Origin of the sequence: Nostoc sp. (assembly GCF_036916985.1) — a bacterium.
Taxonomy (GTDB): Bacteria; Cyanobacteriota; Cyanobacteriia; order Cyanobacteriales; family Nostocaceae; genus Nostoc.
On record NZ_JBALFD010000078.1, the window covers coordinates 17,679 to 35,036 of the forward strand.

Genomic DNA, 17,358 nt, shown 5'->3' on the forward strand with positions numbered 1-17,358 from the left:
AAGTCTTTGTAGAATATCTCGCCTTTTATCCGACCACGACTGATTGCGCCCCTTGCTTTGCATGTGACGTAAGTATTGAAAGTAAAGAAAAGAAACTAGAGTCTGGAATACTGTTGTTGCTCATCAGATTAAACCCTTTCGTCAGATATTCTAGTACTGTACTTGAGCCAATTAGCTCTTTCAAATTCTCAGATCGCTCTGGCGTTTGTTGGCTTTCATATTTTGTAATCCAACTCTTGCTAGTCTGTAATATGTTCAAGGCATCTTTAACCTTTGAATCAACCGGAACTTTTTCCTTTATTGCTTTCTCTATGTCTACAGCAAGGACTTCCAGCAAGCCGACGTTGGTTTCCAACGGAGGTGTGACCTCCACTCCCTTCTCGTCGCTCTCCAGCCCAGCAGAGAAACCTAGATTACCCGAAAGAATAATCTCATTAACATTATATTTGCTCTTTAGGCTGTTCTTGATGTTCTCGATCAAGGAAGGCTTATTATCAAAAAATGAACCACTGGTTTTCCGACTCAGGGACGACATACATGCTTCAATTTTTACTCTTCCTATTGTCTTTGAATATGTCTTCAGTTGCTCAACTATTGTCCGGATTATGTCAGCAACTCGCTCGCTCGATAGCGTCTTATTTCCCTCCCCAAATTCCAGCATCGCAGGTTCATTGCCGAGAGCTGGCCGCCCATGAGCGACCAAAAATATCTCTTCCTTATCTTTCATTTTGTCGTAAATATCAATTGCTATATTGATTGTTCCTTGATTAGAAATCATCTGTACTGGTATAACTTTGATACGCTTTTTATCTTGAACTTCTGCTATCTTCGTCGCATCCTCTGGAATAGGTGGCTTTGTTCCATATTGAAGAGCCAATCTCTGGATTGTTAACCCTTCAATGATCGAAATTCTATCTCGGTTTGAGTCGTGGCGATTCCCTGTCATTTCTCCACTCCCTTGGATCGCGCGATCCCCCTCTGATGCAGATGTTGTTTCGGTGACTTGGTATTGCTGGTGCTGCAATAGATATCGAGGTGTTCTCTGCACAGCCCCACCATTTTGCTGCATCACATGGGTCAACTCATGGGCAATCAACTCCTGCCCCCCCCGACTTCCAGGATTATATTCCCCCTGCCGAAAGAACACATTTTGTCCCGTTGTGAAAGCACGAGCCTGAATTGATTGATTCAATTGATCAGAGTGGGCATCAGTATGAACCTTCACCCCACTGAAGTCAGCCCCAAACGCCTTTTCCATAGGTTGCCGAATATTGTTCGCCATCGACTGTCCGCCACTCCTTGCTCGGTTGATGGAGGCTTCCAGATTTGGTGTAGCAGCCTTCCTACCATCACTAGACCTACGCTGTAATATTGGCGATCGCATCAGTCTTGCTTCGTTATCTTCTGTCTCCATCTCCTCTCGCTGAACAGTTTCATCTTCACCTGACTGCAAAGATGCAGGTGCATTTATTCGCTGCACCACCTGTACCGCTACTCTATCCGCTTCCTGTTCGTATTTATCCCCCACTGCACCAATCGTCAGCTTCGCCATAATCTGCGGCGGTTTAGTCATGCTAATAGGCACTCGGCTAAAGTCTTTGGAAAAAGCCGAATTACTTAATGCCAGGTCTTTTTGATTGTCTGTTGATTGCATCCCAACGTCGGAAACCGAACGAACAGCAGCACGCTGTAAAATTCCACTTTCTTGGGGTTTATCACTTTTTTGCTGCCGATCGCTTTGTGCCATTCTTTTACTAATCATGGTTTCATTCCTCGATATACTGTTTGTGCAATTTGTTGCGCCATTTGGGTAGGATTAGATCCAGGCTTTACTTGAATCGCACCACTAGGTACATGAGACACCACCCCACCTGAAGCCCAGTTATGTGGTACACCTTCTGTTCTCAGCAATCGCGCCAATTCAGTCTCCACCAACCCTTGCAACTTCCGCCCCTGGCTGGGAGAAATAGACATTCCCTCTAAAACCAGCTTTTCTATATCAATATTGATATTCATACCGTTACCCCCGTAAGCACTGAAACCCGAAAATCCGCCTCATTCACAGGTCGATCTAATTTGCGAAACTCTGTCCGCACTGCTGCTAACACCAACGCTATTGTCACAGGTGTACCCGCTTGCGCCGCCAAAAAAGCTGCATTCAACGCCACATTTTGGATATTCGCACCTGTCAAATTCAGACGCGCCAAGCGGCGAAAATCTAAATCCTCAGTTGGTGTCTCTGGTGGAAACACCTTCTCCCACATCACCTGACGTTCCGCAACGCCAGGAAAGGAAAAATTAACAATAAAGCGCAAGCGGCGCATAAAGGCATGATCCAGCGAACTCTTAAGATTAGTTGCCAAAATCGCCAAACCGCGATACGCCTCCAACCTCTGCAATAGGTAATTCACCTCAATATTCGCGTGGCGGTCATGACTATCTCTCACCTCAGAACGTTTGCCAAATAAAGCATCTGCTTCATCAAAAAACAGAATCGCGCCGCCATCTTCCGCCGCATCAAATAAACGACGCAGATTTTTCTCCGTTTCTCCGATATATTTATTGACCACAGATGACAGGTCAATCCGATAGAGATTGAGTTGCAAATCATTAGCAATCACCTCTGCTGCCATCGTCTTCCCCGTGCCGCTTTCCCCCGCAAACAAGGCGCTGATGCCCATTCCGCGATTCATCCGCTTGTCAAAACCCCAATTTTGATAAACTTGACTGCGCTGGCGGATCTGGTCAGCAATTTGATGCAGCAAGTTTGTCTCTTCTGGTGCTAGAACAATATCATCCCAAGTTGCTTTCAGGTCGAGGCGTTGAGCTAAAGTATCCAACTGCGGACGAGTATTACCAAGACAAGCTGACCACAAACGATTTGGGATTTCAGGATTGGGTGTTTCAGCTAGCACTTGCTGGGCAATCTGCTCAATTGTGACTAAATTGAGGTTAAACTGACCAGTCAAGAGTCGCGGACTAATATCTGCCACGGTTCCTAATGCTTGGCTCCAAGTTGCTTTTTGTTCCGTGGGTGTTGGCTTTTCAACATCTACAACAATTGTGGACTGACCCAAGTTTTGCCTAATTTCACGAGTGCTAAGGAAAATTAGACCACCACTGCGGGTAAGAAACCGATGCAAGGGAAGTGCTTGTCCTTCTGTAGTAGGTTTATCATCAAGCTCTTGGGCATCTAAATACAGGGCAAGGGGCAATAGCAAGCTTTCACGATGCCACAAACGGGCAACTGTCTCTAACTCTCCCGCCTGAGTTGGCAATAGTTCCACTGGTAAACGATAGACATACCTATCTAGTTGGGCTGCTACTTGTTGGGCTATTAGTTGCTTGCTGAGGGAATCTGCCCCTACTAGCTGAATAACTGGTAAACGTTGTTCTCTCTGCGTTTGCCGCAGTTGTTGAATAATGGTTTCGACAACAAAATTTTGAGATGGCGGTAATTTTACATCCCATTGTTCTGTTTCTAGTGGCATTACTAATGATGCCAAGCGATCGCCTAAAGAATTTAATCCTTTGATATAATTTAATATACGTTCATCTACCCGTAAACCACTGCTAGTAAGCGGTTGAACTCCCGACTGATGAATTTCAATCAATCGCCAGTAACGCAAAGGTCGTTCCCAAGAAAGGGCATCCCAGGCAGGTTCATCGAATAAGGATAAAGCCAAGGCAAAGGTAGGGTAAGGCTGGTGAGCATTATCGAAAGCTCTAGCACAAAGACGCGCCATACCTGGATCTAATTCCATTGCAACGCATAACAGCAAAATCTCTTGTTCAAAATCAGACAGACCTAACTTCTGGCTCAACAGAATCAGCGCCGGGAGTGGATTCATCCCCTCAGCCGTTGGCTTTTCTGTAACCTCAGCTATCTCAGTATCAGGTAACTGTGCAAACTTACGTAAACGCCAGCGTAACCAAGCCAGTGCCTTCGCTAAATATTCTTCGTTGTTTGGCATCCAGGAATCAAGGTTGCTCATAAAATCACCACCTTTTGATTTTGGTCGAAAACAGGCGGTGTCACTGTGCGATCTACCAGCAAGCTATCTACTCCATCAATCCGCACCCGCACAAAATACTCACCCGGTGTAATACCTACAATCCGAAACTCCAGCCTATCTGTTTGAGTTGGATGTGGTTGAGCCAGAACTTCGCGATCGCCTAACAATAATGCAACCCTTTGTCTTGGTTGCACTTGGGGGCTTAAAATCAAAGTGAGGGTTACTTCGCCATTAGCGTCTGGTGTTGCCTGTCGTGGTATAATATCTAAGATTTTTGGTGCTAAGGCAAAAGATAATTCATTGGTAGTCCGACTTGGTTCGCCAGTCCGCGTTACTCCCACTACCACGGTATAAAAACCCGCCGCCCAGTTTACAGGCTCATCAGGTAATTGAACTCTAATATCTGTTGCCGTTCTCGTAGCTATTGGTGGCACTTCCAGAGAAATTTCTAAACGAATATTTGTAAAATATATAACTACATTTTCAGCGTCTAAGTGAAAACCATTAAGAATCAGAATATCACCCAATCTGGCGCTAGCTTGCTGGTTAGGCAATTGGATAGAAACTAATGTGGGTAAGGGCGACGACAAATCTGACTGAACAATTGGCCCGCGATCGTCAGATTGACGTTTAATAATCGGTAGTGGAGTTTTTGCAGGCTGCCTACTTTCAATCAGCACCACTGACACCTCATAAGCAGCTGAAACCCGATAGGGAGCTTGAAAAGTTGACCACAGATTAAATACTTCTTCCACAGATAACGGTTGATAAACAATTCGCACCTGTTCCTCCTGTTGATCAAGGTCATACTCTGGAGGATTGGTAATAGGCAAGGCTGCTGTAATATCAGCAGAAGTAATTATAGGATGATCGTTAAAAACACTCATAGCCACACCTAATAGCCGATGACTTGTGGGTTCTGGGAAGTCATCATTCTGGGCGTAAGCAGTCAGTAGGTAGTAGAGGTTTAACGGTAAAAGCTGCTGTCCTGTTTCACCAGGCTTCACTTGAGAAGGAATATCCATATTCCGCCAAGCCGCATTGATCTGAGTATCGTAGAGAAACAGATTAACTTGATCACCACTACTAACAGTATGATCTCCCACTTTATCTAATGGCCGTGTCGTCACAGTGATTCTACCAGAACTCTCAGTATCAAACCTTTGCTGTAACAAGTGACGCAATGTGATCGTGACAGCAGCTATGGCTAAGGCATTGCTCATCGTTTACCTCCCCCACGTCGCTGCAAGTACTCATTCAAACTCATCACAGACGTTGCTGAACGGGGCTTTGGTCGAGGTAGAGGAGGTACTGGGGCTGTGCTACGAACTTCTAACCGACCAATTGTTACTTGAATAACAGGCGGTGTTTCCAAATGCTCTGAGTATCGCTTTTGGTCTTCTTTGCTACTAGCTGCAATGACTGACAACCTTTTTACAGTCATGTCATTGATTGACCCAGAAAGCGGTCTTGAAAAAGAGGCAAGGGAGCAGGGGGCAGGGAGCAGGGGAGATAGTTCAGATGGGGATTCGACTCCAACTGTTGCACTAGCTTCCCGAAGGGTACGAGAACCACTTAACAGAAGTGGGGAAGTTAGACCCATGTTCCGCTCCGCTCCACCACAGGAGTCAGGGGTCATTTCTCCCCGCTCCCTGCCCCCTTCCCCCTGCCTCTTCGTATTATGGTTTTGTGAGCCAACTTCCTGAATAGAAGCTTCATTTCTGCGAAAATCAGACAAGTGAGAGTCAGCTTTTCTGACTTGCGGTTGTATGTCAGTTCCGGCAGTCGAAGGATGTGAAGCAGGAATTGGCGCTGGTATTATATCTGAATGAATAGCAGCTAGTTGAGTTGCAGGTTGGGAAGTGATAAATGATGGTAAATTATCTCCGAATGATGCAGTAGAACTGTTTGTCTGAAGCGAAGATAGTTCGGGAGATGCAGCTGTTAGAAGTGACTGGATTGATAAAACGTTTTTGTGAAGAAACTTCTGGGGAATTTCTGGCAGATCAGACGCAACTTTAGAATGTGGTAGTCTAACGTTTGTTTCTCTGTCAATTGTGGGTGTTAACGTTTGTTTGTGTGAATTCGATAATGTCCTGTCAATAATCGGTGCGATCGCTTGTAGCGAATCTGGACTCTGTGCGTTGGCAAAGCCCGTTGTAGACATCGCTGTTGGTTCTTCTAAAATCTGACTGGATAATATTTCTGAACTAATCAACTTTTGCACTGGAGGAGATGAAATATTCCCAGTTATTTGTAATGGTTGCTGTTGTGGCAATTCATTCACAAGTTGTTCCTGTAGCTGAATTGCCGTATTTGAGGTGGGAGTAATAGTTTCTACTGCTAGCGCAGGTGTTAAAGGCAATACTTGAGCAATATCAGATGCGCTGGCAAAGTTGGTCGTAGACATCGCTGTTGCTTCTGATTGAAGTTGAACGGGAGATAGTTCAAAACTTTCTAACTGTGGTGAAGTATGACTTTTCACGGGTTCTGCAAAACTTCTCTCTTGAAAAGCTTTGCTCGCCCCTAGCATTGGCTCCGGCATCGCCGGAAACCTCCGCTCAAACTTTTCGCTCTCCAAACCTCTCTTCTGCAACTCAAGAGGCTTTAAATTCTCCCCATTCCCTAGTAGAAAAGCTTGATCGGGGATTAGGTTTCGTGTTGACTTGTCCATATAATGTGAAAAGTCAGATGGTGAGGTATAAAGAGAAGCTACTCGATTAATTTCAAGTGGTTGGTTATTGAATAATTGAGTTGTAAGTTCTCCCAATTTTTCAACAACTAACCTTGAGACAGGAGCATTATTTTCTTTGGCGATCGCAGTCCTGAAAATTGTATTATTTAGACTTGGCTGCAAAAATGTTTTCTCTTTAGGAACGAATGGAACTGTTAAATTTTCGTCAAAATATATTTGCAAGTCTGGTTTTAAAGGTGACTGTAAAGATAAAGCTAAACGATTAATTTCAATTGGTTGTTCAGATAAAGATTTAGGTTGAGGCTGACTCTGCTGATCAATTGGGTTTGAGAGAGAAGTATTTGATAATGATTGCAAAGATAAAGCTAAACCATTAAATTCAATTAGTTGTTCAGATAAAAATTTAGGTTGAGGCTGACTTTGGTGATCGATTGAGTTTAAGAGAGAAGTATTTGATTTTGTGGTGAGTACAGAAACGACACAACTCGATAGAGAAGGCTTTGTTTTTGCTACAGGTGGAGGCTTCAACGGATCTGAGTTGGGAGAAGATGCTACTTGATTTGTAGCGGGTGAAATCATTTCTGATTCTGAAAAAGGTTGAGTTAGAAATTGTTTCCGATTTCTCAGTTCTGATGATTGAACGGAAGAAACAACTGAATCAATTTCCGTTAGTTGTTTGTATGCTAATCGAGTAGAACTAGTAATTAGTGGAGGATTGTTTGTTTCTAGCTCTGGGTTTGGAGTCAGCAGCAGATTGTCAGTGGTGATTTGACTCAGTACTGACTCTGGGAAAAGCTCACCGAGAGATAATTCAAAGTTAGGCTTATCTGCCAAATCAAGAGTTAATTCTGGTATTTGTCGGGAAGAGTAAACAGGTGTTGAAGTTAAATTAGTTGAGAGCCTGTTGGTTATCTCTTCAAATATTTGCCCTGTTGTTGCAGGCGATCGCGACTCCAAAGACTGTACACTCTCAAAGTTGGGAAATTTCTCTGCTTCGGATGTCGTTTCCAACTCAGTCTCTTCTGTGGTCATCGATGGCTCCCAGTCAAGTGTAGACTCTGGTAACGGTTCAAAGACTGATAATACAAAAGGTTGAATTGTATCAATCAAGTTAAAGCTTTTAGCTACTAACTGGTAAAGATAATTGCTCATCAGCCCGCCACCATTTCTAAATACAATTGCCGCCGTCTGGGACTCATCGCCAAAATATCAGCTTCACGCCAACCGTAAGTAACAGCCAAAGTATGTACCTCTCGCAAAACTCGAAATGCCCAAGTGTGAATCTCAGCCCAGAAGAACGACACAATGTCAAACAATGATTGCCATTGGTGGTTGCAAGTGGAACAGGAGATATCGATTGGTACATTTGCTTGAGGATCAACCAGAGCCATCTGGGTAATAATTGCATTGGTCACATCAGATGGCAATTGCTGAAACGGCAGATATTCACCGTCACTCACGGCTCCTAAAATACATCGTTCCAATAAAACTTCTTGGGCAATCTCTGGCTGTGTATGTTCAGCGATCGCTATCATATCTAAACTGTTTGGTAGACGAAAACTCACCTCATAATCAGCAAGTTCAAGACAATATTTCTCTACTGGTTCAAGTGACAGTGACGCTATACGCATATCTGCAACATCAAAATTAAGTTCCAAGACTTCACCACAGTTTGGACAAGTCACTTGACTAACCAGGTGGGAACCAAATGTCCACTCTCGCAATGTCAGCAGCATGGCATCGCGCTGACCGAGACTGAGTTGGGTAAGCATATCTATGGAGGTTTCAGAGCAAGCACTAGCTAGTAGTTTGATTGCTTTAGACCAAGATGGCTGATTACGTCCCCATTCCCAGATATTTAACAGTTCCGAGGCTGATAGCGATCGCATAATTAATTTCCTGCTGGTTGACAACTAAATCATGATTAACTCGGCTTAGTTAATCATGAAGCCCGTTCCCAACCTTCGTTTTCTATCTTTATGTACTCGATAGCGACAGCATTAGCACTCGCATCCAGGTCTGGTAAAGCTTGATATTCCGAAACCCAGCAACCAAAAACGTTATATGAAGTTGCTGGCTTACCAGCTTCATCACGAACCTCAATGATGATATCTTGACGGAAATCTGCTAGAGACACTTCTGGACTACCACCAAGCGCCCAGACTTTGTTTACCCATTTTTCAAAGTCAGGATCTTTAGTAATACCTCGTTCTAAGGTAATAGCATCATACTTACTTTGTCCTGGAGACTTATAGACAGTGCTAGGGTCGCCACCTGTGCGGTGTTCTATTACCTCAGTGGTTCGCTTTAGACTGCTGACTTTACTTACTCCAAGCACTTCCTTACCATTGATTCTTACAACAAACTTAAAGTTTTTGTAGGGGTCAAAACGCTTACCTGAAATAGAAGGCATATATTTCTCCTTAAACTGCTATTTGTCCGGCTATTTGCTGAATCTTGAGAATGACAAATTCAGCAGGTTTGAGAGGAGCAAAACCAACAATGATATTGACAATTCCTAAGTTAATATCATTTTGGATTGTTGTTTCCTTATCGCACTTCACAAAGTAAGCATCTTCCGGCTTACGACCTTGAAAAGCTCCTTGAAGGAAGAGAGTATGCATAAAAGCGCCAAGATTCAAACGAATTTGTGCCCACAATGGCTCGTCATTTGGCTCAAAGACAACCCATTGCGTACCGCGATAAAGGCTTTCTTCCAAGAAAAGTGCAAAACGGCGAACCGGAATATACTTCCAATCATCGGTAAGACGGTCATCCCCACGTCGCGTCCGCGCTCCCCAAATCACACGACCAAAAGCTGGTAGAGTTCGTAAACAATTGATTCCCAGAGGATTCAATTCCCCATTTTCTGGATCTGTTAGAGGTACACTCAATTGTGGTACACCCGTCAATGTTGCTTCTGTACCTGCTGGAGCTTTCCACACACCACGTTGAACATCAGTACGAGCAAATACACCCGCGATCGCACCACAAGGAACAAATTCTTCTATTTGATTATCTCGCAAGGGATTTGGCTGTTTGATTCTGGGAAAGAAAACAGCAGCATAACTAGTCGGTTCACCAATGTTCTGAAGATCATTCTTTGCTGCATCCTTATTAGTCCAATTGCTAGGAGGATCAATGATAAAAAATGCGCGGCGATCTCTACAAAATTCAGCAGATGAATCTACTAAAGAGTCATAATCTATATTGTTGTCGGCTTTATAGGGTGGAATACAAAGGATATTAAAAAGGTCGGCTTTATTTAAAGCATAAAGACCTTCTTTATTTCCTTCTTTATTTGACCCAGTGAAGTCGTTCACATCTAGATCATCACCATCTGCACCGCTATTTTCTTCAGCTTTGGTGTTTGTATCGTTATCACCCCACAACTTTTTATCCGATGCTGGTTGGGCATGAGCAGAGGGTCTTTCTGTTGGCAGAGGCTCATTTCTAAATCGAACTAAATAAGACTCGTTTGACAAGACTTTATCTACTCGTCTCGGGTGATTCGGAAGCACCGATACATTCCGAAATACTTCCTGCTGACCTGTACTATTATCCAGAACTGTAATGTTGAATAGTTTTTTTGCCTCTGCGTCACGTATTACATTAGTATCTACGTATTCAATCCGCACTTTTAAAGCATTTCCCCAGTTGCCTTCATTTGCTGCTTCTAAGTTGAGACTATTAACATTTAATTGTGCCTTCTTAGCTGTGGGTTCAGCTTGTGCTGGAGCTTCACCTTCTGCCGGCTTAGACTTGGAGTGAGTGAGTCGGACGATGATTGCTTGGCTACCACCGTTGAGATAAAAGTCTCGTACAGCATAGCCAAGGGTACTATTTAGCCACAATCCTCCAAAAATGCGTTCAAAGTCGCCATAACTATTGATAGTAATCGGCTCGTTTACAGGGCCGCGTAAAGAACGACCAATAAAAGCAGTAATAGAGGTAGATACGCCTGTAATCGTGCGTACACCACTAGGAATTTCTTCTATGTAAACGCCTGGATAAGTTGGTTGTGTAGGCATTGTTCATTCTCTGGTTAAGCATTTAGAACTTGCAAATTGACAAAATAGTCAACTTTTAAATATGCAAATTGGATAATATTTTTCTTCCCAATTTACTTAATATTAGATAGCTGCTTTTAAGAACTTTATTGAGTTATTTAAAATTTTGATTTCTCTGACATCATCGTCAATGTAACAACCAGACGTTTGAAATCGAGTATATACAATAGTCTGATTGATGGTTGAATTGTATAAGTTGATTAAATACGACACAAAAAGTAGTCAAAGTAATTTCGCAATATAACTCTTTTGAGAAATTAACCAAGAAAGCGATGCCTGCGGCGGGCTACGCCTCGCATCAGTAGGCTACGGGACATTGGCAAGCTAGAAGCAGCAGCAGAGGGAGTTTTGAAGTGTTTGGGAGAATTTAAACGCCCGTATTTGACTGAGTTTGAGAAAAGGTTTCTGCGTTTTATGGAGCAGGAATGCAAAATTGTCGATTAGCCTCGGCTCATGTTGGGGTATGAGTAGCATTCACGTAGAAAACCGGGTTAAGATATATTACATAAGCAATACAAGGATTTTTAGAAGCTGAAACCCTTATTTTATCGTTGAGCAGTGACTCGACGATCAGCAGAGCGTAAATCGCCTTGGTTATCAGAAAAATCTTTATCTAATAAGGCTTTTAAGCTTAACTCGGTTTTCTGTTGCGATCATACTCATACCCGAATGGCACTAAGTTAAGCTGAAGAGTATGCAGCATAAGGATTGCAGAGGGGCAGGGGCGCAAGGGCGCAGAGGTGAATTTCTAAATATCCGTTCGTATACCTAAAACTTCTTTTTTCTCCCCTGCTCCTCTGCTCCTCTGCACCCCTGCTGCCTCAACGATTTTCCCTTTTCTTAGTGCCATTCACTCATACCCCAATAAGAGAGAGAATCCATTAGGGGGCGATAGAATAAGCCTCGCTTTTAGAGCGATCGCACTTCTACGGACTACAAAAGCATAATTCTGATCTTTTCTGAGACAATTATTTATGGTAACTAATTTATTTCTTGCCAGTGGAGTATTCTGGATACTGACCTATATTTTATTGATTAAACGTGGTTTTGAAGATCAAACTTATGGAATGCCATTAGTTGCTCTATGTGCAAATATTTCATGGGAATTTATATTTTCATTCCTTCATCCTCATCAGCCACCACAACTTCAAGTCAATATTGTATGGTTTTTTCTTGATGTAATTATCTTGTTTGAATTTCTAAAATTTGGACAATCTGAGTTGAGATATTTACCAAAAAAACTGTTTTTCCCCATATTTTTATTAACCTTAGTTGTTAGCTTTTTTTGTGTACTTTTTATCACCTATGAGTTTCATGATTGGAGTGGTGCATATACAGCTTTTGGACAAAATCTTATGATGTCTATTCTTTTTATTGATATGCTAGTCAGACGCAACGCTCTCAGAGGTCAATCAATATTTATTGCTTTATTTAAGATGATGGGAACTTTACTTGCTTCTTTTGGTTTCTATCTTTCTTTGCCAATACAAGGAAGATCGCTCTTGTTTGTATTTTTATATACTGCGATTTTTGTCTTTGATCTAATGTATGTATTTATGATTGCTACTCAAATGAAAGATTTGAGAAAAGAACAATTAGAGAAAATAACTGTTTCATAACAAATAAAATTGTTGATTAATACAAGTGTTTAATTTTTTATAGAAAAATTAAAAGATATGTGAGAAATTGAGAAAGAGTGATTTTAATTATGTAGCGCATCTACTTAAAGTCGCAGATATTCTCTTTGATAAGATTGTTTTATTTAATGTCCTAACTCTTAATCTAAATAAAATCTGACACAAATGAGCGAAATCCTTCTTGTAGTAGATGGGGTATAAGTAGTATTCATGCAGAAAACCGGGTTAAGAGATATTACATAAGCAATACAAGCATTTTTAGAATCTGAAACCCTTATTTTATCGTTGAGCAGTGACTTGACGATCAGCAGAGCGTCAATCACCTTGGTTATCAGGAGAATCTTTATCTAATAAAGCTTTTAAGCTTAACTCGGTTTTCTGTTGAGATGATACTCATACCCATAGTTGTTCAAAATACTACCGATTATAGGTGCTTGGTTTGATTAAAAATGAAGGCTGGATGCTGGATCGTTGCGTTGTTTTGTAACTTGCGATCGCCCCGTGATCGATTACGATTATTGTTGCTAAATTGACAAGTATTTATTTTCAATGAAGCATGAGTTTAATTACTACTCCTAAAGGATGAAACTTGCAGCTATTTATAATAATATCAATTCTCTGTGAAGCTGCACATTATTTTGACCCTTCCCAACCTCCTTGATACTTTGGTGAGGTTGGGAGGGGTTCTTTCTATACATCTTCATACAAAATTGGTATAACTTAGTTAAAATACGTTTTAATTCCAGTTTATAATTGCGATAGTAGACTGCAATATAATTGCATAAATCTAGTAGTGAAAGTATTACTACGAGTAGCAAAGAGAAATTGTTTGTAAAAGCAATGATCTTTTAAAAAAGGTTTAAATAGTGTGTGACTTGTATAACTTCTACTAAAACGTTCCAATGGTAGAGGTTATATTGCGATAAATTTGTAACTATTAAATGTGCAGTGAAAAAACTCAAGCAGAGACATTCATTGACTTAGAGATACTCCTCAGTAAACTTCATAGATATCAACAAGCGTAAAAATTATTTTTTGACAGATCCTGATTAGGCAAACAATTAATCAACATGAGTAATCTAATGACACAATCTCTCTGGCTTTTTGGTACTTGCCTTAACATCGTTGCCAACCACACCACTACAGGAGGTCAGTACGATCTGATCGAAGGCTACTTTCTTCCCGGCACACAAACACCCCCCATCTCCACACGCGCTATTGCAAACAACTCTACCTGCTCTTCCGATTAATGAATCGGTGTTCTAGGTAACATATATACCAACGACAAGTGGTTTTGGTTTTTAAAAGCCTCAAGAATGGGCTGGATCATAGAAGTTCTTGAAATTCTATTGCATAAGCAAACTAACACATTAGGAGATGCTTAATGAAATCAATAAAACTTCAAAAATCGATTTTTCAAATTACTTTTGTGTTGTCTAAAGTATTCTTATCAACAACACTGATAGCAGAATTGATTGGAGTTTCACTAACTAGTACAGCGATCGCAGTAACATTTCCAATACAAAAACCTCCGATTTTGGTTGCAACAGCGTATACCGATTTATCATTACCCACCTTGCATCCCGGGGATCGAGGTAAAAGCGTTAAAATATTGCAGAAAATTCTCTTAGATAATAGTTTTTTAGAAGCAGCAGCAGTCAGATTAGGAAATCCGCGTGGTGCAATTGTTGATGGAGTATTTGGTTCCATTACCGAATCTGCGGTAAGGGATTTACAAAAACGGTACAAAGTTCCAGTTACAGGACAAGTGAATCCTCGTACATGGGAAGTGTTGGATATGCATGAAAATCCTTATCACTCACCGCTTCCCTGGAAATTATAACGGCTTTACCAAAAGTACCGAAGCAGATAGATTGGCTTTAGACTCTAACTCAAGTTGGAGACAACCTTCCACTGCGAGATGGACAGGTTCATCCATCACTCGATTGTCCAAAAATTTCAACTCAGAGTGGAATGGCACTAAGAAAAAATACAGTCCTTTCTCTGACTGGAACAAGCCTCTAAGCTGGGAACCCATTCTGGGAGGGCTGCCGCCTCCATTAGCTTGACAAGAGGCAGAAGCCCACTTGAAATACATTCTCAGCCTGGAGGCTGGGAACAAGACGACACAAGCCTTTGGGCTTTTCTTAGTGCCATTCGTATATAAGCCTTAGCGTTTTTTATTTCATCCTAATCAAAAAGCTGCCTAAATCACAGTCAGCTTTTTTATGAGGTTGGATTAGGTGCGTTCGCACTTATTCACTCATCAAAATTAATCGGCTTGCCATTGAAGTGACCGGAGATAATTTCCGGTCTAAGCGACCCAGGTAAACTAATTTTATGTGACTATCTGACACAAAAAGGGCGTTATTAATATAACTGGTAATTGTAAGCCTTGTAATAGGTGATTAAACCTCCTAATTACGAATTACAAGATTTAAAAACGCTCTAATTCTTCATATAGATTTAAGAATAATTAGTTAAGTCAAGCAGTTCCAAGATGAATAAAAAATGATACATGATGACCGTTATACACTAGCCACTGGAAAAGAAGGCGCAAATCGATTGCAAATTCTTCACCAAATCCATAAGCCATATACAGAGTTTTTACTTGCGCGAGTTGGACTCTGCGAAGGAATGCATATAGCTGACATTGGTTGCGGTATTGGAAGTGTTTCCACTTGGTTAGGCGAACAAGTTGGATTCAACGGTTCAGTTATTGGTGTAGATGTGAGTACAGAGCAGGTAGAACAGGCACGAGGAAATGCAGACGCACTTGGCTTGAGCAATGTAAAATTTGTCTTGGGCAGCGCTTACAATACAGAATTACCTCATAACTCCTTTGACCTAGTTTACTGCCGCTTTTTGCTAATCCATCTGACTCGCCCTAAAGATGCACTGGAACAAATGCTGGCACTACTCAAGCCGAATGGATTGTTAGTGTGTGAGGAAGCCGACTTTAGCACTGCTTTTTGTCAACCTGCTAACTCTAGCTACGACCGTTGTTTTGAGCTTTTCCTTAGACTAGGTAACACTCGTAGCCAGCACTTTTGTATGGGAAGCCAGCTTTACCAAATATTTCAAAATGCTGGCTTGCTTACGCGAGAAATTTTTTTAGTGCAGCCTGTCGCAGTTCACAAAGAAACTAAGCGTTTAATAGATTTGTCACTCAAAGAGGCAGCTGATGCTTTTATTTCTTCTAGAATAACAACACCAGAAGAGATTAAGCAAACTATAGAGCAAATAAGAGAGTTGGCAGAGGACGAAACAACACTGTTTGGCATCCCTCGTGTGACACAAATCTGGGCACGAAAATAACTATATAGTTTCTTGAAGCTTTACAGAGTTATTGGATTGTGAAGAGAAAATCAATTCTCTAGTGAACAACTAAAAGCGGATGATAGTTGATTAACCTTTGAAATCTTTACGAGTTTATTTACTGAAAAAACAACGGTAAAAGGAACTCTAAGCCTTACTAGTAACGCAGTTAAGAAAACGTTCGTTTTTTTTACTTTTATAGTTGCATTTAATCCTGGCTCAAACAGAGGAAAAGCAGGTTGGTTGCAAATAATCAAGGGGAACGTTGCATTTAATCCTGGCTGAAGCGCAATTATAGTTGCATTTAATCCTGGTTTGTAAATGTCTTGATTGCAGGTTTGAGCGATTAGTATTGCAGGTCGTTACACCTATCTACGTACACTCTTACCTACTGAATAAAACCATGAAAAAAGAAGCCCAAATAAATGATTGCGATCGCATTATTTTATCTTCTTTTTGTAAAGAAGATAAACCTAGATTTATTATTGGCAATGGCGGGGCTGGAATCACTCGCTTTGTAGACTATATGGCTGAGTCTTTCTTGGCACAAACAAAGGCAGAATATTGTATTGCTTGGAAAAAATCAGATACAGAGGAGACACTACAAGGTTTAGCTAATGGTTCAATTGATGTCGGCTGGGCTTATGGAATCGAAAGGGTATATAAAGAGTACAAAGAACGTAATTTTAGTTTTGCACCGGTCTATATTTTTCGCGATCATTTCACTCTCATAGGCTCTCTTAACAATCCAGCAGCTTTACCTATATCTGAAGAACTTACACCGCACTACTCTAATCATCAAGTACTAAAGCTTTTTAAAAAGATTGCTTCAGGTCAATCTGGTGTTTATTTTTTAACACGCAATGACAAATCTGCTACCAATTTTATAGAACGGAAAATATTTAAAAAATTTCTTGGTCGTTTACCTGAAGTTGGAACCGATTCGTGGTATCTTCCGCTTAAAAGCAAAGAACATTATCCTGATACTGCTCTCCAAGAAGCTAACGAGCGAGGTTACTATACTCTGACTGACCGTGGATTTGGAACTGGGCAGATCCTGACAAACGTAAAAATCTTCGTGTCTTCTGTGAAGCTGGGGATATTAATCCTAATGATATTTTGCTCAATCCTTGCCTAGCAATGTTAAAGAACACTACTCCACCTATTGAAGCGATTCAGTTTGTAGAGTGGTTAGCTAATTCAGGTCAAACATTTATTGAAGAATACAAATTACATAGAGTAAGGCTTTATAGCAAAGCTCCTATTGCAGTATTAAATCATTTTTGATAACCTAAAACCCTAATTTATTATAATAAATTTGGGTTTTATCAATTGTGGTAATTAATTACTTTAGCTCAACTCTCAAGTGTTACTATGAATAATAGTTACCCTTTTAACTTGAACTGGTTCAACTATCATTGGCAATATATAAAATACTTCGCCTCTAAATACATTGTCCGTATGAGCTAACACAGATACACTGCTTTTATGCAAGCTATCAATACAGACTGGGTTTCTAAACTGAATTAAGTAAGTCGTGGAGAAAATTTATAACTATGTAACAAACAATTAAGGGGAAGAGTTAGAGTTAAATCTTATACGTTGTGTACTGTAATTTCCCT

At 41.0% G+C, this 17,358-nt stretch carries 12 protein-coding genes; 4 read left to right on the plus strand and 8 right to left on the minus strand.

Annotation, left to right across the window (positions count from 1 at the left end; translation table 11 throughout):
• Positions 1–25: 25 nt before the first annotated feature.
• Genes V7L07_RS25040 through V7L07_RS25075 form a run of 8 tightly spaced genes read right to left on the minus strand, consistent with a single transcriptional unit; the run spans position 26 to position 10,742 of the window.
• Positions 26–1,762 (minus strand): eCIS core domain-containing protein, encoded by a 1,737-nt coding sequence (locus V7L07_RS25040; protein ID WP_335061520.1) that lies wholly within the window; start codon positions 1,760–1,762, stop codon positions 26–28.
• Entirely contained in the window at positions 1,759–2,016 is a 258-nt protein-coding gene (locus tag V7L07_RS25045; protein ID WP_094343918.1) for a hypothetical protein, read from the minus strand. Before V7L07_RS25045 ends, V7L07_RS25040 begins: the two co-directional genes overlap by 4 nt.
• Positions 2,013–3,995 carry an ATP-binding protein gene (locus V7L07_RS25050; RefSeq protein ID WP_335061521.1) on the minus strand — a complete coding sequence of 661 codons (1,983 nt, stop codon included), beginning with the start codon at positions 3,993–3,995 and terminating at the stop codon, positions 2,013–2,015. Before V7L07_RS25050 ends, V7L07_RS25045 begins: the two co-directional genes overlap by 4 nt.
• On the minus strand, positions 3,992–5,239 hold the full coding sequence (locus tag V7L07_RS25055; RefSeq protein WP_335061522.1) for a DUF4255 domain-containing protein: 1,248 nt from the start codon (positions 5,237–5,239) through the stop codon (positions 3,992–3,994). Before V7L07_RS25055 ends, V7L07_RS25050 begins: the two co-directional genes overlap by 4 nt.
• On the minus strand, positions 5,236–7,863 hold the full coding sequence (locus V7L07_RS25060; RefSeq protein WP_335061523.1) for a hypothetical protein: 2,628 nt from the start codon (positions 7,861–7,863) through the stop codon (positions 5,236–5,238). Before V7L07_RS25060 ends, V7L07_RS25055 begins: the two co-directional genes overlap by 4 nt.
• On the minus strand, positions 7,863–8,600 hold the full coding sequence (locus tag V7L07_RS25065) for a T4 family baseplate hub assembly chaperone (protein ID WP_335061524.1): 738 nt from the start codon (positions 8,598–8,600) through the stop codon (positions 7,863–7,865). Before V7L07_RS25065 ends, V7L07_RS25060 begins: the two co-directional genes overlap by 1 nt.
• A gap of 53 nt (positions 8,601–8,653) precedes the next feature.
• A complete protein-coding gene (locus V7L07_RS25070) occupies positions 8,654–9,124 on the minus strand; it encodes a phage tail protein (RefSeq protein WP_334901733.1) in 471 nt (156 codons plus the stop codon).
• A 10-nt stretch (positions 9,125–9,134) separates the two neighbouring features.
• Positions 9,135–10,742, minus strand: coding sequence for a phage tail sheath family protein (locus V7L07_RS25075; RefSeq protein ID WP_334901732.1), 1,608 nt, complete (start codon positions 10,740–10,742; stop codon positions 9,135–9,137).
• Positions 10,743–11,755: 1,013 nt separating this feature from the next.
• On the opposite strand from V7L07_RS25075, the gene V7L07_RS25080 reads away from it, so the two are divergent.
• From V7L07_RS25080 to V7L07_RS25095, 4 genes are all read left to right on the plus strand, one after another.
• The gene (locus V7L07_RS25080) at positions 11,756–12,400 is read left to right on the plus strand and encodes a transmembrane-type terpene cyclase (protein WP_335061525.1); all 645 of its coding nucleotides are present in this window, start codon (positions 11,756–11,758) and stop codon (positions 12,398–12,400) included.
• A 1,402-nt stretch (positions 12,401–13,802) separates the two neighbouring features.
• Positions 13,803–14,261 carry a peptidoglycan-binding domain-containing protein gene (locus V7L07_RS25085; RefSeq protein ID WP_335057996.1) on the plus strand — a complete coding sequence of 153 codons (459 nt, stop codon included), beginning with the start codon at positions 13,803–13,805 and terminating at the stop codon, positions 14,259–14,261.
• Between the two features lie 668 nt (positions 14,262–14,929).
• Entirely contained in the window at positions 14,930–15,736 is an 807-nt protein-coding gene (locus V7L07_RS25090; protein ID WP_335061526.1) for a class I SAM-dependent methyltransferase, read from the plus strand.
• A 403-nt stretch (positions 15,737–16,139) separates the two neighbouring features.
• Positions 16,140–16,874, plus strand: coding sequence for a hypothetical protein (locus V7L07_RS25095; protein ID WP_335061527.1), 735 nt, complete (start codon positions 16,140–16,142; stop codon positions 16,872–16,874).
• The last annotated feature ends 484 nt before the right edge of the window (positions 16,875–17,358 follow it).

What these genes read in the sequence shown, in the direction of transcription:
- V7L07_RS25055 (WP_335061522.1), bottom strand. Translation starts at nt 5,239, where the DNA reads ATGAGCAATGCCTTAGCCATAGCTGCTGTCACGATCACATTGCGTCAC.
- V7L07_RS25040 (WP_335061520.1), bottom strand. Translation starts at nt 1,762, where the DNA reads ATGATTAGTAAAAGAATGGCACAAAGCGATCGGCAGCAAAAAAGTGAT.
- V7L07_RS25050 (WP_335061521.1), bottom strand. Translation starts at nt 3,995, where the DNA reads ATGAGCAACCTTGATTCCTGGATGCCAAACAACGAAGAATATTTAGCG.
- V7L07_RS25095 (WP_335061527.1), top strand. Translation starts at nt 16,140, where the DNA reads ATGAAAAAAGAAGCCCAAATAAATGATTGCGATCGCATTATTTTATCT.
- V7L07_RS25090 (WP_335061526.1), top strand. Translation starts at nt 14,930, where the DNA reads ATGATACATGATGACCGTTATACACTAGCCACTGGAAAAGAAGGCGCA.
- V7L07_RS25060 (WP_335061523.1), bottom strand. Translation starts at nt 7,863, where the DNA reads ATGAGCAATTATCTTTACCAGTTAGTAGCTAAAAGCTTTAACTTGATT.
- V7L07_RS25080 (WP_335061525.1), top strand. Translation starts at nt 11,756, where the DNA reads ATGGTAACTAATTTATTTCTTGCCAGTGGAGTATTCTGGATACTGACC.
- V7L07_RS25075 (WP_334901732.1), bottom strand. Translation starts at nt 10,742, where the DNA reads ATGCCTACACAACCAACTTATCCAGGCGTTTACATAGAAGAAATTCCT.
- V7L07_RS25070 (WP_334901733.1), bottom strand. Translation starts at nt 9,124, where the DNA reads ATGCCTTCTATTTCAGGTAAGCGTTTTGACCCCTACAAAAACTTTAAG.
- V7L07_RS25085 (WP_335057996.1), top strand. Translation starts at nt 13,803, where the DNA reads ATGAAATCAATAAAACTTCAAAAATCGATTTTTCAAATTACTTTTGTG.
- V7L07_RS25065 (WP_335061524.1), bottom strand. Translation starts at nt 8,600, where the DNA reads ATGCGATCGCTATCAGCCTCGGAACTGTTAAATATCTGGGAATGGGGA.
- V7L07_RS25045 (WP_094343918.1), bottom strand. Translation starts at nt 2,016, where the DNA reads ATGAATATCAATATTGATATAGAAAAGCTGGTTTTAGAGGGAATGTCT.